Origin of the sequence: Niastella sp. OAS944, from assembly GCA_024809215.1 — a bacterium.
In the GTDB taxonomy this organism is placed as follows: Bacteria; Bacteroidota; Bacteroidia; order Chitinophagales; family Chitinophagaceae; genus Niastella.
The window spans coordinates 311,040-330,220 of record JANUBW010000003.1; the positions used below are offsets into that span (position 1 = coordinate 311,040).

Annotated in this window: 11 protein-coding genes; 6 read left to right on the forward strand and 5 right to left on the reverse strand. The window is 43.7% G+C overall.

Translation table 11 applies throughout. The features are described from left to right. Nucleotides 1-17: 17 nt before the first annotated feature. Nucleotides 18-1,106 carry a 1,2-phenylacetyl-CoA epoxidase subunit PaaE gene (paaE, locus tag GGD38_RS15845; protein ID WP_375297220.1) on the forward strand — a complete coding sequence of 363 codons (1,089 nt, stop codon included), beginning with the start codon at nucleotides 18-20 and terminating at the stop codon, nucleotides 1,104-1,106. A 5-nt stretch (nucleotides 1,107-1,111) separates the two neighbouring features. Here the strand turns inward: paaE and GGD38_RS15850 are convergent, their stop codons facing one another. Next, entirely contained in the window at nucleotides 1,112-1,804 is a 693-nt protein-coding gene (locus GGD38_RS15850; protein ID WP_375297221.1) for a hypothetical protein, read from the reverse strand. A 135-nt stretch (nucleotides 1,805-1,939) separates the two neighbouring features. Here GGD38_RS15850 and GGD38_RS15855 point away from each other — a divergent pair, with 135 nt between their 5' ends. After that, entirely contained in the window at nucleotides 1,940-2,986 is a 1,047-nt protein-coding gene (locus GGD38_RS15855) for a nucleoid-associated protein (RefSeq protein ID WP_375297222.1), read from the forward strand. Nucleotides 2,987-3,095: 109 nt separating this feature from the next. Here GGD38_RS15855 and GGD38_RS15860 read toward each other — a convergent pair whose 3' ends face one another. Next, nucleotides 3,096-3,521, reverse strand: coding sequence for a hypothetical protein (locus GGD38_RS15860; protein WP_375297223.1), 426 nt, complete (start codon nucleotides 3,519-3,521; stop codon nucleotides 3,096-3,098). Nucleotides 3,522-3,691: 170 nt separating this feature from the next. On the opposite strand from GGD38_RS15860, the gene GGD38_RS15865 reads away from it, so the two are divergent. Further along, nucleotides 3,692-6,337, forward strand: a complete 2,646-nt coding sequence (locus GGD38_RS15865) for a family 10 glycosylhydrolase (protein WP_375297224.1) — start codon at nucleotides 3,692-3,694, stop codon at nucleotides 6,335-6,337. 75 nt (nucleotides 6,338-6,412) lie between these two features. Here the strand turns inward: GGD38_RS15865 and GGD38_RS15870 are convergent, their stop codons facing one another. The 3 genes from GGD38_RS15870 to GGD38_RS15880 all read right to left on the reverse strand — a co-directional run bounded on the left by GGD38_RS15870 (nucleotide 6,413) and on the right by GGD38_RS15880 (nucleotide 13,292). Beyond that, a complete protein-coding gene (locus GGD38_RS15870) occupies nucleotides 6,413-7,927 on the reverse strand; it encodes a reverse transcriptase domain-containing protein (RefSeq protein ID WP_375297225.1) in 1,515 nt (504 codons plus the stop codon). A gap of 365 nt (nucleotides 7,928-8,292) precedes the next feature. Continuing rightward, nucleotides 8,293-9,954, reverse strand: coding sequence for an SWIM zinc finger family protein (locus GGD38_RS15875; protein ID WP_375297226.1), 1,662 nt, complete (start codon nucleotides 9,952-9,954; stop codon nucleotides 8,293-8,295). A 32-nt stretch (nucleotides 9,955-9,986) separates the two neighbouring features. Beyond that, nucleotides 9,987-13,292, reverse strand: a complete 3,306-nt coding sequence (locus GGD38_RS15880) for a hypothetical protein (protein ID WP_375297227.1) — start codon at nucleotides 13,290-13,292, stop codon at nucleotides 9,987-9,989. Between the two features lie 237 nt (nucleotides 13,293-13,529). On the opposite strand from GGD38_RS15880, the gene GGD38_RS15885 reads away from it, so the two are divergent. Genes GGD38_RS15885 through GGD38_RS15895 form a run of 3 tightly spaced genes read left to right on the forward strand, consistent with a single transcriptional unit; the run spans nucleotide 13,530 to nucleotide 19,061 of the window. Next, entirely contained in the window at nucleotides 13,530-14,996 is a 1,467-nt protein-coding gene (locus tag GGD38_RS15885) for a DUF3375 domain-containing protein (protein WP_375303703.1), read from the forward strand. A 5-nt stretch (nucleotides 14,997-15,001) separates the two neighbouring features. Next, nucleotides 15,002-15,628, forward strand: coding sequence for a DUF4194 domain-containing protein (locus GGD38_RS15890; RefSeq protein ID WP_375297228.1), 627 nt, complete (start codon nucleotides 15,002-15,004; stop codon nucleotides 15,626-15,628). 22 nt (nucleotides 15,629-15,650) lie between these two features. Continuing rightward, entirely contained in the window at nucleotides 15,651-19,061 is a 3,411-nt protein-coding gene (locus GGD38_RS15895) for an ATP-binding protein (RefSeq protein ID WP_375297229.1), read from the forward strand. The last annotated feature ends 120 nt before the right edge of the window (nucleotides 19,062-19,181 follow it).

The window sequence follows — 19,181 nt, forward strand, 5'->3', positions numbered from 1 at the left end:
CTAAAAATATCGCCCTTTTGGCTACGCATTTTCATCATCTAACGATTGCTGATATCAGGAAAGAAACGCCCGAATGTGTATCTATAGCATTTGAGGTGCCTGAAGAATTAAAGACCGCCTACCTGTTCAAACAAGGGCAAAACCTTACACTTCGTACGGTCATAAATAATGAAGAGGTACGGCGCTCCTATTCTATTTGCAGTTGCCCCACCGATAATGAGCTTCGGGTAGCCATTAAAAAAGCGCCTTATGGCAAGTTCTCCGTTTGGGCCAATAATATGTTGAAAAAAGGCGATGTGGTTGAAGTAATGCCGCCTACCGGTACCTTCTTTACAGAGCTTAACCCCACGCACAAAAAAAAGTATCTGGCCTTTGCAGCCGGCAGTGGCATTACGCCGGTTATTTCTATCATAAAGACCACCCTGTTAACTGAACCCGATAGCAGCTTTACCCTGGTATACGGTAACCAAAGCAGGAACAGCATTATCTTCAAAGAGCAGCTGGAAGCCTTAAAGAACAAATACATCAACCGCCTTGCCATTCACTTTCTGTTAAGCCGCGAGCAAACAGATGCCGCCATCTATTCAGGAAGAATTAATGACGAAAAGCTGAACCTGCTGAGCGAAAAACTGATCGATGTTCGTGGCATGGATGATATTTTTATTTGCGGTCCCGAACAAATGATCTTTACGGTTATGAACTGGCTGCAGGAATATGGTATAGAAAAAAAGAAGATCCATTTTGAGCTGTTTACCACACCGGGCGAAAAGGCTGAAGTAAGAAGTAGGAAATATGAGGCAGGAAAAGAAGAAGGCACTACCGAAAAAAGTAAGGTTACTGTAAAACTCGATGGAATAGGATTTGACTTCGAACTTCCATACGAAGGCCAAACCATACTGGAAGCCGCCCTGCAACAAGGCGCCGACCTGCCGTTTTCCTGCAAAGGCGGTGTTTGCAGCACCTGTAAGGCCAAGCTCATTGAAGGCCAGGTTGATATGGACAATAACTACGCCCTGGAACAGGAAGAAGTGGAAGCCGGCTATATTCTCACCTGCCAAAGCCACCCGCGAACTGATAAGGTAGTGGTTGATTTTGATGTGAAATAGTTTCATTAATTATGGATAATGAATGTAAGCAGCTTTCCACTTTCATCATCATAATATCCTGCCGGTACATCATTCGCACTGTTCTTTTTGGCTACCCGCCAGGCCTTTATACATTTTCGGTGGTTTTGCCTATCAACTGTTTGTACATAAAACCCAAATTCAGCAACGAAACAGGTATCGGTATAATCAATACGTTGGGAATTGTTGTCTGTAGGAAATTTCATTTCCATGTCATGCCTGAACAGCCTTCTCACCCTTGCGAGTGATAAATTTGAAGTAGTATCCATACCCGATACCATGTGTGACACATCAATGTCAGTAGGGCTTGGTTCCACAAGGGTGTCGTCCCAAAAAAGATACAATCGTTCTCCCTTAAAAACACGCAGTCCTCTGTCGCCTCGTTCTACCCATACAAACTTTTTGTCACGCATTGTATATGGGGCACGAAAATACTGGCCTGTATCGTGCTTGTACTGATAATACCTGAATTGACTAAAATCTATTTTAGCTGTTGAAAACAGCATATTTGCAATGGCCACCTCGTTGCTGCTAATGGTATGATCATTTGGCTTATAAAAGCTCCGTTCAATACACCCATAATCTTCCCCTTCGGGCACCGCCTCTTCATCATTCTTTTCTTTTTTGCAGGATACTATAACTAACAATATGACAATCAATGAGGATAAAAGGCGTTTCATTAAGGTTTTATTGAAGACAAGCGGTCACTCGTATTCGTTGCAAATTAAAAATTATCAACATCTATTGCAGGCCCGGGAAATCTTTCTGATTCCATAGCCTTCCCAACCTTATCTTCGCGGCCTCAAAAAAAGGTTATGACTGGTATTGACGGCGTACAGCTGCAACAGGTTATTGTGCATAAAGTAGGTAATCCATCCCGTGGCGAAGACTTAAAGCTTTCCATGAACCCGCTTACCCTCAACGATGAGATCGTAAGTAAACTACTCACCAAATACTTTCTGGGCCCATTCAACGAGAATGAACTATATCATTTTACCCACCTTAGTGATATAGAAATGAATGAGGTATATTCATTTGTACGCAAGATCTTCGAAGACCGCGAAAGCTTTACCCAGCAAAGCGCCTTACTGGCGCAATTCCTTTATGGTAAATCAACGCACGTAAAAGTAAAGGAAGGGGAGTTTTATGTGGTAATGTTTGATGATGTGCCTTTTGAAGGCGATTTTACCAGGGCAATAGGCCTGTTTAAATCAGAGACCAAAGAAACCTTCTTAAAAGTATTTCAACATGGCCAAAGCTGGGAAGTGATACATGAAGAAGGAGTGAACATCAACAAGCTCGATAAAGGCTGTCTTATCTTTCATGCCAATACAAACGAAGGATTTAAAGTTTGCGTGGTTGATGCCACCAACAAACAAAACGATGCCCAGTACTGGGTAACCGATTTTTTGAACGTAACCCCTTATTCAGACAGCTTTCACCACACCGATAAATACCTCAGCCTTTGCAAAAGCTTTATCACCAATGAATACCCCGAGAAATTCGAGGTATCGAAAAGCGACCAGATAGATATGCTGAACCGCTCCATGGAATACTTTAAGACCAAAGAGAACTTCAGCATGGAAGAGTTCACCAATGAAGTTATTCACCACCAGGAAGTGGCTGAAACCTTTATGGATTATAAAAAGAACTTCGAATCTGCACGCAACTTCGAAATACAGGATGAATTTGCCATTCACGTATCGGCTGTTAAACAACAACAGCGTGCATTCAAGACCGTTTTAAAGCTCGACAAGAACTTCCACGTATATATTCATGGCCGCCGCGATCTTATTGAAAAGGGCGTTGATGAAATGACGGGGAAGAAGTTTTATAAGTTTTATTTCGACGAAGAGGCTTAAAAGCTGTTTGTGGTTTGTAGTTTATAGTTTGTTGTTGCTACCGCACGTTGAAATGCGAACGGCTTTCTCGAATAATATAACCCACAAACTACAAACCGTAAACCACAAACTATTTCAACACCCTAGTAAATCTCTCAACCTCTAAAATTTCGGCAGGTGTAAGGGTTTCATTATTGTCGTATTTCGCTTTTAAGAAAACCACCCGCTTATGCTGGGGATATTTGGCAAGGATGTCTTCCATCATCTTACCTACACGCTCATCCTTTTCATACATTGGCTTGGGTGGCGGCGGCGCCGATTTATAACGGGTAGGCCGCTTTAAGATCACCGCTTCAAGCGTAGCACGTTTACTATCGGGAATTGAATCTACCTTCAGCGATTTATTATACAACCCTTCCAGTTGCTTTTTGCTTAGTCCGCCCCGCTCCTCGTACTGGCGATACAAGCTTTGCACAAACGTAGAATGTGGCTGCGCTTCCAACAACGCTTCCAACACATCCTTAATAATGTCTACATCTATTTTCTTACGAATCATAATTATCAGTTTACGCAACCGGTTGTTCTACCTGGCAAAATTAACCTACTGTATGAATTAATTATTAATTGCTTCCATTTGCAGTTTTTTGCGGCTATAAAGTCCCGAAATATCGCAAGCTTTTGCAATAGAGGCTGTAAATTCGACAATACCTGCAAAAATAACCTACCATGTTAAAAAATCTACTAACTGTTTACGTAGCATGCCTGCTATGCGTTTCAACAATTGCACAACCAAAGCGAGAGTTCCGGGGCGCCTGGATTGCTACTTACACCAATATTGATTGGCCCAACCGCACCCAAACACCTGCACAGCAACGTGCCGCCTTACTAACTATTCTCGATCATCACAAAGCTACAGGACTTACCTCACTGTTCATACAGGTACGCAGCCAATGCGATGCCATGTATGCCAGTGGCATTGAACCCTGGTCGGCCGATCTTACCGGTACACAGGGTAAAGCACCCGATCCCTTATGGGACCCCATGCAATTCGCCATTGAAGAATGTCATAAAAGAGGCATCGAATTTCATGCCTGGCTTAACCCTTACCGGGCTTCGGGCAACTCAAACAACATTCCGGGCTATGCCGCCAACCACGTTACCAAAACACATCCTGAGTGGTTGTTAAGCCAGGGCACCTTGCGTATTCTTGACCCGGCCTTGCCAGCTGTACGCGATTATGTTACCAGCGTTATTACAGACATTGTACACCGTTATGACGTTGACGGTATTCACTTCGATGACTATTTCTATCCTTCGCCACCAGCCGCCGGCACAGCGCCCTTTAACGACAGCACCTCGTTTGCTGACTACCCACGCGGCTTTACTGTAAAGGCCGACTGGCGCCGCGACAATGTGAACCTGTTGATAGAACGTGTTTATGACAGCATCAAAAACATTAAACCCTGGGTAAAATTTGGTGTATCACCTTCAGGCATTTATCGTAACAGCACCAACCCGGCTATTGGTTCTGCTACCAGCGGGCTCGAACACTATACCTCACTATATGCCGATACCCGTAAATGGATCCAAATGGGCTGGGTTGATTATTTGTGCCCACAGGTATACTGGTATATTGGGCAGGCCGGCGCCAATTATGGCGTAATTGTACCCTGGTGGAATAACAATGCTTATGGCCGCCACATTTATATTGGCCTTGCAGGTTATAAAGTAAATGACCCCGCGCAAGGTACCAACTGGGCCAACCCATCTATGATACCCAACGAGGTACGATTGAACCGCTCGCTTCCTAATATTTATGGCGCCGCCGTTTATAATACCAATAGTTTGCGCAGTACCAGCAAACTGGGTTTTCGCGATTCGCTGCGATTGTTCTTTTATAACAAACCGGCGCTGGTGCCCAATATGCCCTGGCGCGACAGTATTGCCCCCGATAAACCCACCAATGTTACAGCCGTAAGATATAATTACGATTCAGTAGTATTAAAATGGAACAAACCTGTTACAAGCGATGAAATGAATAAAGCCTGGCAGTTTGTAGTATACCGATCAACCAGTGCAGTTATTGATACCAGCCGGGCCGATAATATTCTTTACATTACTACCAACGATACAACAGGCTATACTGACAAGTCTGTTTCAGTTGACAGCACCTATTATTATGTAGTAACCACTACCGACAGGTTTCATAATGAAAGTGTGCCTTCTAACCTGGTTTCCAGCGCTGCGCCGGATATTATTTGCCAGCCAGATACACTACTGGTACTGAACAGCAACTGCTCGGCGGTGCTACCTGATTATACACAGCTATCAAAAGTGCAGGCATCTTCACCGGTTACCATCACACAATTACCCGCAGCTGGTACTATCGTAAGTGGTCAGCAGGTTACACCTGTTACGCTTATAGCTACCGATGCCGGCGGCAATACAGATACCTGCAGCTTTCTTGTAACTACTGTTGATCACGAATTACCAGTAATAAACTCACCGGTTCTTACAGTAAGCAATGGCGGTACCCTTATTTTATCAACCGATTCGGCCAGCTGTTCATTTACTGCCGGCAACCAACTCGATATAACAGCAACTGATAATTGCGACGATAGCCTGTTGATCTCTTATACACTTACAACAAACGGCGTAACGGCTGCACCTGTTCAATCAAATACCCTGAGCGGTGTGGTTTTCGCGAAAGGTTCAACCCTGGTAAACTGGACGGTGGCCGACCATGCAGGCAATACCGCAACCTATAGTTATACAGTGGTGGTGAATGATACTGAAAGCCCATTGATCACAAACATCTCAGCCACACCTACGCAATTATGGCCGCCAAACCATAAGCTGCGCGATGTTACCATCGACTATACCCTTACCGATAACTGCGGCGGCGTTACCAGTTCCCTGGCAATAACCAGTAACGAAGCAGCCGGCAATGAACCCGATTGGGTTATTGTTGATGCGCATCATATTAAACTACGGGCCGAACGTTCGAATCTTACCAAAGCCAGGGTGTACTCTATTGCCATTACGGCTACCGATAGTGCAGGCAATAGCAGCACCGCATCCACCCAGGTTAGTGTTCCATTGTTCCCCGGCGAAAACGATGGCATATTAACGGTAAAGGCATTCCCTAACCCGTCACCCGGCCAGTTTATTATTATGACGCTAAGCACTTCGCCTAAACCAATCAGCATAGCCGTTACCAACAATGCCGGGAAACTTGTTGAATCACGGAACGGATTGCCTGCTACCGGTCTGTTCTTCCTGGGTAATAACTACATCCCCGGTATTTATTATCTCGAAATAAAACAAGGCAACAGCAGAGAAACGATCAAACTTATAAAGCTGGGGCATTAACAACTATTCACATAAAATAAAAAGAGTCCTGCTGTTAGCGGGACTCTTTTTTTATTGTTGGTTTTATCACTTTGCTTATACTACATTCCACCAGGGTTTGTCGTCATCCTTGTTGGTATCGGTAGTATTATTTTGAGAAGAAGAAGTATTTTGATTGTTATTTTTTGGCGCGTTAACAATTGTTGATGGATACTGTAACCGGTTTGTTTGCAATAATGCAGCAATTTGATTTTGTAAGGCGGCACCCTGTGCCGGTTTTACCATCTTTACAAAATTAGCATAACCGGTAACGGCACTGGCCAGGTTACCATTGCCCCATTTCAATTCAGCAGCCTCTTTTGTTTTTAACTGGTGAAGTACCGCTCTAAACTGACGCAGCTTTTTACGGCTTAATCCCAGCTTTTCATTCACCACCACACCAGTCACTTCCTGGTGAGTGCCTTTACGCATAATGCGTATTTTTTCCGGATGCACCGTAAAGCCTTCATCGGCCAGTACTTTCTTTATACGCCAAACCAATTGTTGTGCATTGGTATCGGGACTATTAAAAGAAAAAGTAACATCATCGGCATAACGTGTATAACTACATTTCGTTTTATTGGCCAGGCCCTGCAGTCTTTTATCTAACTGGTAACACAATATGTTGGTTATAGCCGGGCTGGTTGGCGCCCCTTGTGGTAATACGCGGTTGCCTTTCTGGACAAAGTAGTTCCTGCCATCAATGGCTACTTCTTCAGTAACCGCTTCGGTGCACAACAAGGCAAGTATTACAGCAATTTTTTCTGAATAACCCAATTGTTGTAACAGTCCTTTTACGCGTTTATAATGTATAGAAGGGAAGAAATCTTTTACATCAACGTTCACCACTACTTCTTTACCAACATGCGGCTGTGCATTGCTGATAATAGAGCGTTGTAAAGCAAAGCCATGAACAGCGGGATGAACGGCTACTTTGTTGAGAATATTTTCAAGTATCCAGTATTGCACATGTTTCAACCGCGGCATAGGCGCCGAGATCATTCTTTTACCACCTGACTTTTTAGGAATAAAAAATTTTCGGTAATGCGAAATGGTAGATACTCTTCTGTTGAATGATAAAAAGCGCAGCTCTTTTAAGGGAATGCCAATGGCATTGGCGAGCTCATTTTCATTATTAAAAACCGGCAGGTTGTGCTTTTGTAAAGCGGCCAGGTTATTATCAATATTATTCAGCCCAATTGAAACACCTTCGCCCAGGTAAATGATCTCGGTTTGTTTCTTTTTTTGCCAGGCCTCTGCTCGCTCCAACCGGGCCAGTTCTTTTTTCTTTTTGTTCTCTTCCCTTTTCAGGCGGGTATCGGCCATACGCTTCAGCCGCATTTCTTTCAGCACGGCTTCTTTGTTCTGATACCTTTGCCTTTCGGAATACAGCTTATTGAGCTCTTTATTAAGCTCAGTTTCTTTTTTTATTAAAAGCTCGGGAACACCAGGGCCATTTATATTCTTAGACCAGAAGCCCATACGCTTCATTTCTTCCAGAACGACATCGTCTTTTGAACTTTCGCGGATGCGGTCGTATAATTCCTGACGAATGTTTTTGTTATCTGCCATGTTGGGTGAAGAAGAGATCCATGTTATTGACAGAGGGAAAGCATGCTGCCTTCGTGCCTGCTGGTGACCAGATTAATCAACGCAAGGCATATGGGTACCACCGTACTATTTAGGCACATAGTGCCTGTACTGAAAATAGTACGGTGGTACCTATATGCCATAGTAAAGATTACATTTGGTGATGCATGAAATATTCATGTTGCATGAACGACGAAACATCGCTCTTTCCTTTCGGAAGCAAGGTGCATGTAATTTATTTCCCCTCTGTCAAAGAACACGAAATGCGGTTAACAAATATAGATTCCTATTTTTTAATTTCTAAATAAATCAGGGATTCTTTTTTTAAATGTTGGTCACATATACCCTTACCTGAATCCTTCTTTTATTCTTGTTTTGTTAAACGACTGGCGAATGGCCAGCATATGCTCACAAGGACCTTTGTATAACTTATTTTCAATATAGTAACTGCAATCACAGTTGGCCGATCTTATTTTTTCATCGGCATCTATTACCATTTGCATATCATAAGTCTTACGCGATGCTTTTACGGTACCGCTTAACTGGGTACTTCCATCGGCCAGTTCCTGCGAGTTGAATGTTATTTCTTTCGACTTCAGTAATTCGGCCGCCATTTCTTCGCGCGGGTTATCGAAACGAAGTTTATCAAACGGTAATGGTTCACGGCTTAACTCACGTAAGCGATAAACATTGCGGTTAAGATCATAAATAACACGTCCCGCCTGGGTGTAAGCGCTTAAGGCACCCGATACCTGAGCAGAATCCAAACTTAACTTCTGTGCAAAATGTTGGGCAGTTCCCAACCAGTCCTGTTGAATGGAAGTGAATACTTTTGCTTTTATGGCATCATCCACATCCAGCCTTGGCGCCAGCAGATCGAAATTGCCTGCATGGCTCCAGTCGTTAGCGGTCCAACCGCTAAGGCCCAACGTGAAATTCATATCGCCCAGGTCGGCTATATAAAACGAAGGCAAACCAGTGCCCAGTAAATGAACGGTGAATTTCTTTGCAACGGGTATGAGCCTTTCAAGTATAAGCAATCTTCTTCTTCCCCATGTTCTTACTTCCTGCCTGGTTGGCCCCGGGTATATGCTGCGGGCACAAATGATCTCCTTACCCCAGGGTTCCAGTATTACTTTAACCGGTTGACCAGGCTCCAGCACATAACGTAATGAGCGCGGTCCTCTTTTTTCTTTGAAGCGGCGCAGCAACAAACAGATATTATAAATATCCATTGGGTGCAGGTCGAACTGAATGGTAGGCAGGGTCATGGCGCTGCTCACCTGTAAAAATCCACGCACCCAGCTTTCGGGCAAATCGATCTTTACTTCTTTATATTGTTCCTCGTGGGTAGTTTGAACGGTAAAGCCACTGGGATCAACTTTTAATTCTGTCTCTTTATAATCGCGGATCTTTTGGAATTCTTCATATAACGCTGAAGAGTAATCAACGTTTGTAGTTCCGCATTTATAGTCGTCGAGTTGTTTGAATACATTATAGTTGCAGCCCAGTTTACCGTAGGTTGATTCATCCTGGCTGAAGCATTCAAAAAACAATTCATCGGGATGAATGGTAATAACCGGGTCAAGTACAAACCAGGCCTCTTTATTCTTTTCGTATAAATAATTGAAGTATTTCTGGCGGGCGTTATAAAAAGGCGCCATCAGTTTTTCCTTCTGCGAACGCACATCGGTTAACTCGGCTTTTATTTGCTCAATGCGATTGTTGGCTGCATTGGCATCGTATCCGGCCATATATTCGGCCAGGAACAAAGCTTCGTTTTGCGCTACCCATTCTTTATAAGCTGTTTTATCTTTTGGTTTGAACCGCAGATCGCTGACAACAACATCGTGCAGTGCAGAAATGGCTTCGCGAAAAGCCAGTTTTTTATGCAGCTTGCCTACAAACCAGGCGCTTTCACGCAGGGTATCGGGCGCAAACGACAGTCCCGTCTTTTGCGACGTACTGGTTACCGTACTGTTTCCTGCGAATTTGTACTTGAATAGCATGGGAATCTTTTATAGGAATGTAATTCTATTAATTAGCCTCTCACTTCAATTGCTTTCACTACCAACGGAGTTTCTACCTCATACAGCGACTTCAACTGCAACAACACCTCAATACATTTCGCCTTATCGCCAATGGCTGCAATGGCAGAAACATCGGTAAGGATGGCGCCAACTACTTTGGCGGCGGTTTCCGACTTACGGCCTTCTACCAACAGGAAATGATAGATCCTGTTTTTAGCAATGCGGCTTTTATTTACCCTCGTTAATACCGAGCGGAAATAAAACTCCAGCGATTGTATCTTTTCTATATCATCAGCAGCATAACGTTCGAGGTAATTGGTAGCAAACAATTGCATGTTCTCGCTGGGGTGCTGGCTTAATTTCAGCAGGTAGCTGGTACCCTCATCGCCGGTGAAGAACTTGGTGATCAGTTCGCGGCCATATGCTTCAATATCGGGCTTTACACTATCGGCCAGCGCAATGAGCGCTTCGGGTGTCCAGTCGTCGGCGGTAAATTGTTCCCTGAAGTATTGCATGGCAAACTGCCGGGTATCTTTCCATTTACTATCAATCAGTTTAACCGCTGTATCTTTTTCGTACTTGATGCGGGCAACCTGCTCTTTATAAAACTTCCAGCACCACTCCCGTACATTCAGGTTTTCGTGTGCGCCAAGCGCTATCACCTGTGGCAGGGTCAATTGGGCGGGATCGGTATATTTTTCAAGTATTACGATACCTACATTCTGCGCAGCATTGTAATTACCGTATAACAGATTTAGGGCAAGTTCTTTATTGGCGTAGTGCAAAAAGTTACTCAGCTCATTACATAAAAGTGCGCTGATGTCGTTATGCAACCCTTCGCTGGTTTCTTTCCTTAATAAATAAGGCATTAACACCTCGGCCGCCGCTTCTCCAAAACGCCCATCCTTTTTCGCCATGCGATCAATAGCAGAGGCCACTCCACGCCTAACATTCTCAAAAGGTGAGGTAATGCATGTAATCATCGCATCGCAATGTTGCAGCAAAATATCTTCGGGCATGTCGTTCAGTAAGGCTATGCCCATATCGCGAACCGGTGCATAAGAATGTTGTAATAAACCAAAGAGCAATGATTTACTCAACTCCGCCAAATTACCCGGCTGTTTCTTTCTTCTTAACAGGCTTAACCCGAATATAAGAACCGGTGGCACTTCGTGTTGCAGCAGATCGGCTATAACAGAAAGTGGGACCTGTTGTATTTCCTCATCAAACAACTCAAGCAGCGTATCAGATGCACGTTTTATAATGGGTTCGTTCGCTGGTGTAAAATCAACGATGGCCATCAATTGGGCAATTGATTTACCCACTACTACATTCTTAATATCCTTACCCAGGTTGCCATTCTTTATCAATCCTTTTGACCAGGCAGCAATATCGGCATCAGCTGCAAAGATCAGGTCTTTGATAAAGTCACTCTGTTGCAGGTAATGTTGCTGGTATTGGGCAGTCCATTCCTTTCCTTTATTGCGGGCATCTGCATTGCGCGAGTTCAGCATGGCAATAATGAGGTCAAGATCGGCCTGTTTGCCGGCGAATTTCTCAACGGTCAATTGCAAACCAAATGCAGCAGGTATTTCGAAAGGAGAAAGTAATAATTTTTTGCAGGCATATTTATCAAGCTTCCCTTTAATCTCATTCCACTGTGGGTGCGCAATCAAAGCGCCCTGTGCAAACTCATGTATTTCATCGAGCTGGGCATCCATCAATAGTTGCACGTACGACTGCGGTAGTTTGTTCCATAAATGCAGGAACGGGGTACCGTTCTCATTTGGCACACTAAGTTGTGGGTTGCCAGCATTTCCCTGCTGCCCGTCTTCTTTTTTCTTACCAAAAATGCCGGTGATCTTCTTTAACAGTCCGCCACCTTCTTTATTGCCAGGTGATTGTTGTTGAGGCTTATTGGCCAGCAGCTCCTGCTCTGTTTTAATACGCCAAATGCCGGTATGCAACAATAACAGTTCGGGATGATCGCCGCTTAATATTTTATGCAGGAAGAAGGCATGCGCATTTTGCGGAAAACGGATCTCCGTTCTCGCATAGTTGCGGCCGTTCCATTTATAATCCCAGGTAGAATATGACTCCTTAAAATCGGTTTCTTTATTATAAGAGAGCAAAATTCCCGTTGCCAGTTTTACATAGTCGGTACTATCGAGGTTACCATACATCTGCAACCTGCGGTTTACCCGGTAACGTAAATACCGGCGGGTTCGTTGTGAATAAGCCAGCCGGCTGTTCGTTTTTCTTAGTTCCTTGTGCGGGTTCACATAGCTGCTGGTTTGTACAAAATAATTCTCACCGCGCTGGTCGTTCAACGAAAAGTGATGAACAAACATTTCGCGCTCGCGCTCAAACCGCAATACCAGCATGCCCGAGATCTCAAAATCATCTAACAGTTCGGCCTGTTTAAAAACAGACCGTACATGTTTAAAATAGTTTGGCTTTAATGGCACCTGCAGTAATAAGTTCTTTACAATGGGGCGCAGCCATCTTTTTTCAACAGAAACAAGGTACAGGCTTTCGAGCCAGTTATATTGTGGTTGTTGTTGTTCAACTCTTTCCTGTATTAAAGCGGTTAGCTCTTTCTCCTGATTGCCTTCAATGGCAGCCTTTATTGGTTCGGGCAAAGAATTAAGGTAATGGGTAAGATGTTCTTCTTTAGCCTGTGCCTTTAACAACAATAACAAGCCGGCGCCGGCTATTTTGCTTACCAGCGGCGATGCATGTTCTTTAAAGATCTGTTGCAATGCCGGTATGGCTATTTCATTACCACAACGCGCCAACGCCCAGGTAGCGCTATACTGATGCAGTACATCGCCATTATTATATAACTTAATAATATATTGAGCGGCTTCGGGGATCTTATATTCACCAGCCTTCCATATTACCCGGGTAAGTTTCCATTTTGTTTTATAGGAAGTGGTATTACCCTGAACGGCATTATATAAACGTTGCAGAATTCCTTTGGTACGCCCGGCTGGTAACGACATAAAGCTGGCGCCAATGGTTGTTTCGGTAGCAAGTTTGAAGTTAGCAGAAGTGGGTATTGAAGAAACGCCGCTTTCAGAAGCTGTATAGCCTTTTGAGATCTTTTCGTCCTCTAATTCACCAAACAATTTTTCTGCATCGGCCAGGGACACTGGCACCGGTGTTTTACTGCCTTCTTTTAATTTGGCATTTCTGCGACCATAGCGAAAGTTCACCACATATTTATCATTACCTACATCGCAAAGGTCGATCTCATAAACTTTATCGGAATTTCCCTCTTTAAAATAGAGGATACTTTGTTTTACAAGACGCATAGGAATGGGCTACAAATTGAGGTTCGTAAGATAGAAAAAAACGTTTGATAATTCCAATACCTAATTGATTTTTAATAGAGTAGTTTGTCACCCGTGGTGACCAGCCACTCATGTATCTGGGTATTACCCACCTAAGAATTTATACACATGCGGGGACAGATAAATTATAGAATTTGTAGAATTGGCCTATTTTAGTCGTTCTGTATTAACCGGAAAACCAGTACAGGATTTGTGAATATGAAACAGGAAGACCTACTGTATTTACTTACTGCCAGCCCTGCCGTACAAATGCTTCGCTCCCGAAGCGCCCGTTGGTATTTACCTTTTTTATACCATGTATATAAAGAAGAGAACAAATTTGTTATTCAGGAAGACACGTTAATACAATTATTATCAGAAGCCCTTTCGCACCAGGAAGACGGTGATGAAGATTTTGAGGAGGCCAAGATCATTTTTGGCGAGGATGAGGAAACCCGCAGCCGTAAATATATTTTAAACTGGGTGCAAAAAAGAATTCTGCAGGATCTGCAGGATGCCGAAGGCAATGTTCAATACCAATTGAGCGCCCATACTGAAAAAGTATTTCAGTGGCTGATGTCGCTAACAGCGCGCAACCACGTGGGAACCGAAAGCCGGTTTAAACTATTGTTCAATTCCTTACAGGATATTGTTGAAAAAACAGAAGACGACCGCCCCAAGCGGTTGCAAATGTTAAAAGATCGCCGCGCCGAAATTGATAAAGAAATAAAAGCAATAGAACTGGGCGTTGCACCCGCAAACTACAGCAACTCGCAGGTACAGGAACGGCTCGATCTTTTCACCCGCCTTTGCTACGACCTTATTAGCGATTTCAGGGAAGTAGAAGATAACTTTAAGCAAATACACCGCGCCATTGTTGAACAGCATACAAAGGCTGAACAGAACAAAGGCGCCATTGTAGGCTTTGCCTTTGCAGCGTATGATGCCCTGCGTAATAGCAACCAGGGTAAAAGCTTTTATGCATTCTGGGATTTCCTTATTTCCCGCGCCGGCCAGCAAGACTGGAAAGAACTTACTGAACAATTGCTCGACCTTTTAAAAGACCGTGGTATTGAAGCCGATGACCAGTTTCTGCAAAACATTAAATCATTGTTGCTTGAACAGGGAAAAACGGTGTACGATGCCAACGATAAAATGGCCGAAAAGCTGAGCCGCATTATCTCTGAAAAAGAAATTGCCCGCCATAAAAGGTTACGTCACCAAATAGGTAACATTAAGGAACTGATCTTTGACCTGATGGAAGACGAGGAAGTAACAGCCGGAATTAGTATAGATGAAGGGGTAGAAATAAGAATGCTGATGGAACGGAAGCTGCTGTTTGAACAAAAGAAAGACAAGGTTGCGGTAAAACAACCCGTAGCAGCCACCGAAAAAATAGCCGATCCCGAACGCTTCAGCCGTATGGTGAGCACCACGCATATTGATAAAAAGCGACTGTGGCAAAAAGTGGAGAACACCCTGAAAGACAAACAAACCGCTACGCTTAAAGAAATACTGGAGCAGCAGCCACTGGAGAACGGAATTGCAGAAATAGTAAGTTATTTTGGTTTCCTGCGCGATAAGGCAAGCCGGGTACAGGTGATACAAAATACCAGTGAACATATACCCATAAATGAAGCTGCCACCAAATTTGTAGAAGTACCTTATTTATTATTTAGTAAATAACTGAAATGAGCACCCAGCAAAGAATATTACCCTACACATCGGTATTTGTAAAACTTTTGAAAGGCCCCGTTGAATACGTGGAGAAAAGCACCTGGGAAAAACTGATCCAATACAAAGTAGAACTAACCGGTTTTCTACTGCAAATGGGCCTGGCCCTTGTGCTCGATGAACAGGACGGCTATGCCTATATAAAGCATTACCCTTTTGAAGAAGATGAGAACCCGGTTAGCTGGATCCAAAGACGTTCTCTTACTTATGAAGAAAGCGTAATGATGGTTTTGTTGCGCGAAATGATGGCCGAGTTTGAAGTAGGCGAAGCCACCAACCGCGAACTGATAAAAAAACGCCGGGAGATAAAAGAATACGCCGAGCTGTTCTTTAAAGAAAATGCCAGCCGGGTAAAGTTCCTTAAAGAAATAGACCGGTTGATTGATAAAGCCGAAGAAAATGGTTTTCTCGATAAAACCGAAACAAATGACCTTCCCGACGAACAGAAGTTCCGCATAAAAAAGATAATAAAAGCCAAAGTAAGCACCGAAGACCTGGACCATTTCTATCAGCAGCTGGTACGGTATAAAGAAGCGAAGGAAGGAATAACCCAGGAAACTCAACAGGAACAACAGCCCTATTAAAAATTAGCAGTAGTACACAATTATGCAGTTAAACGTTTTCAGCACTGATAGTCAGAAAAGCGGTTTCAGGTTACAATATATGGAGATCTTCAACTGGGGCACATTCGATGATGTGGTGCACAGTATAAGGCCAATGGGCGAAACCAGTTTGCTTACCGGCTCAAACGGTAGTGGTAAAACCACCTTTGTTGATGCCCTGCTCACACTAATTGTTCCCGAAAAAAAGTACCGCTTTTATAACCAAAGTAGTGGTAGTGAAAAGAAGGGCGACCGTACCGAAGAAACCTATGTAATGGGTGGCTATGGTAGTATGAACAGTGAAAGCACCGGTTCGTTGAAAACCCTGTACCTGCGCGAAAATAAAGACGAAGCCTATAGCATTCTGTTGGCGCATTTTGCCAACGAAGCCGAGCAAACAGTAACACTTTTTCAGGTACGGTACTTTTCGGGTGGCGATATGAAAAGGCTTTTTGGCATTGCTCATAAGCCCTTAAGCATAGACGTAGACTTTAAACCTTTTGATCTCAACGGCCAATGGAAAAGAACGCTCGATCAACGTTATAATAAAGGAAGCCGTAAACAAATAGAGTGGTTTGATGCCGCCAGCAAATATGCCCAGCAACTGGTGCATGTGCTGGGTATGCAAAGCGTGCAGGCCCTGCAACTGTTTAACCAAACCGTAGGTATTAAAGTACTGGGTAACCTCGATGAGTTTATCCGTATGCACATGCTTGAGCCCCGGAACATGGAAGAATCGTTTCAGGACCTGAAAAAACACCTGGCTACCCTGTTGGATGCACAACGTAACATTGAAAAAGCCGAAGAGCAGATACGGTTGCTGACACCCGTTGAACAGCATTTCAAAGCTTATAATACTTTAAAGAATGATATAGAACAGTCGGAACAATTGCTGCAAACCGCCAGGATCTGGAACAGCTTTACCCGCAACGAATTATTACACCAGGCCATTGAAGAGAACAATGCCACCATTAAAGATATTCAGCAAAAACAGCAGCATGTTAAATTAACATATGAACAGCTGCAGGAAGAAGAGCGTGTAATAAAGAACCAGATAGATCAAAACAAGGCCGGCCAGCGTATGCAGAACCTGGAAAAAGAAGTACAGGAACTGGAATTACAAAAACAGGAGGCTACCGAAAACCTGGCCATGTTCACCGGCTGGTGCGAAGAACTGCATATTGAAGAAAAGCAACCCACCGATGAAAGCGCTTACAACCGGATTGTAAAAGAATCGAACAGAAAAAGGCTGGAGTTGGAAACCAAACAACGCCTTAACGAAGAAGATGAATATTCGGCCAAACGCAATAAAGAGAAATGGGATGTAGAAAAGAAAAAGGTAGAGGATGAACTGAACAACCTGTTGCAAAGCAGAAACAATATTCCCGCTAACCTTATAAGTGTTCGTAAACAGATCTGCGACGCGCTGAGCCTCGATCAGAACGACCTTCCTTATTGCGGTGAATTAATGCAGGTGCGGGGCGACGCAATGGAATGGCAGCCCACACTGGAAAAACTACTGCGGCCGTTTGCATTGCGCTTACTGGTGCCCGACAAACACTATAAAAAAGTAAACAAGTACGTAAACAACACCCACCTGGGTATTCGCCTGGTGTACGATCACGTAACGGAAATTCCACTGGTGCAAAATGCCCCCAAAGATTCCGTTGCCGATAAGCTGGAGTTTTATTCCGAAAACAAATTAAGCGACTGGGTTGAACAACAGATTATCAGCTTTTATGATCACGTATGTATAACTGATGAAAAAACACTCGACAGGTACGATAAAGCCATCACGCTTAACGGCCTTATAAAAAACAAAAGCCGCCACGAGAAAGACGACCGAAACGGTAAGAACGACCCCAGTAAGTATGTAATGGGTTGGAACAATGAAAAGAAAAAAGAATTTCTGATAAAGAAGCGCAACCAACTGGCCGACCAGGTAGTGAAAGCCAAAGAAACGCTTGATAAATGCAAGAGCAAAGACGAACGGCTGCAAAAACAGTTCTATGCCATTACCCGCATTCGCGATCACAAAGGCTTTACTGAACTTGATATTGCCGGCGTTCAACGCAGCATTCATAAGTTGCAGGAACAAATAAACGGATTACGCAAAGCCAATAAAGACCTGGATAATTTAAAAGCGCAGTTGCTGGATATTCAACAGAAAAAAGAAGAGGCCGAAAACCAACGCGGCCAGTTACTGATAGATGAAACCAGGCTAAAAGACCGCGTTGCACAATACGAGCAACAACAGGAAGCTATTCAGCCACTGTTGCAGCACATTAATGAAACTGATAAAGACGGGCTGTTACAATTTCAACAACAACAGGCAGCCCTGCTATCGAATATCACCCTCGATAATATCGATGAAATATACGATGGGCTTAAGCAGGATAAAACGCGTTTGCACGAAAAACAAAAAGATGAACTGCATCGTGAAGAAACCCAGCTGAACAAATGCATCAACCGCATCAAGAACCCTTCAACTGAAATAAAAAATAAATTCAGTCCCGAATGGGATGGCGATGTACAACACCTGCCCGAAGATGCGGCCTATGCCAATGAATACATTGACTGGCTGGCCAAACTGGTGCATGAGAACCTGCCCAAATACAAACACGATTTTGAAAGTTATATCAACGACACTATTACGTATAAGATCGGCGGACTGAACGAAGAAATGGAAAAATGGGAGCGCGATATCAATAACAGCGTTACCCGCCTGAACCAGTCGTTAAGCGGTATTAATTTCAACCGCCTGCCCGATACTTATATTCAGCTGGGAAAAAGACCCGTGCCTGCCGGAACTGATATTAAAGAGTTCCGCGCCCGCCTGCTCGATGCGCTGCCCCAGGCCGCCAACTGGCAACAAAGCAGTTTTGAAGACAAATCGAAACACTTTACCCAAAAGGTTAGGCCGCTGATAGATGAACTTGACAAAAATGAAAGCTATCGTAATAAAGTAATGGACGTGCGTAACTGGTTTGAATTTTGGGCCGATGAAAAATTCCGCAATACCGATGAGCTGAAGAAAACCTACCGTCAAATGGGACAGCTTTCGGGTGGTGAAAAAGCCCAGCTTACTTATACCATTTTATGTAGTGCCATTGCTTATCAATTTGGTATCACCCGCGAAGGGAAGAACAGCCGCAGCCTTCGTTTTATTGCAGTAGATGAAAGCTTTAGTAACCAGGATGAGGAAAAAGCAACATACCTGATGGAGTTGTGTAAACAGCTTCACCTGCAATTACTGGTGGTTACGCCAAGCGATAAAATAGCCATTGTTCAAAACTTTATAGCCCACGTGCACCTGGTGCAACGGGTACAAAACCGCAACAGCGTATTATATAATATGACCATTAAGGAATTGAGAGAACAGGTGGAGGAAGGAAGCGCGGTGCTTCAGTCGTGAAACGTGAAACGGCAAACGTGAAATATAGTGGAAACCCTTGTATATGCAGGGGCTTTTTCATTTCAAGTCGTGAATCGGCAATCGTGAATCGTGAATGGCTCGCGATTGTTCAGATTTATT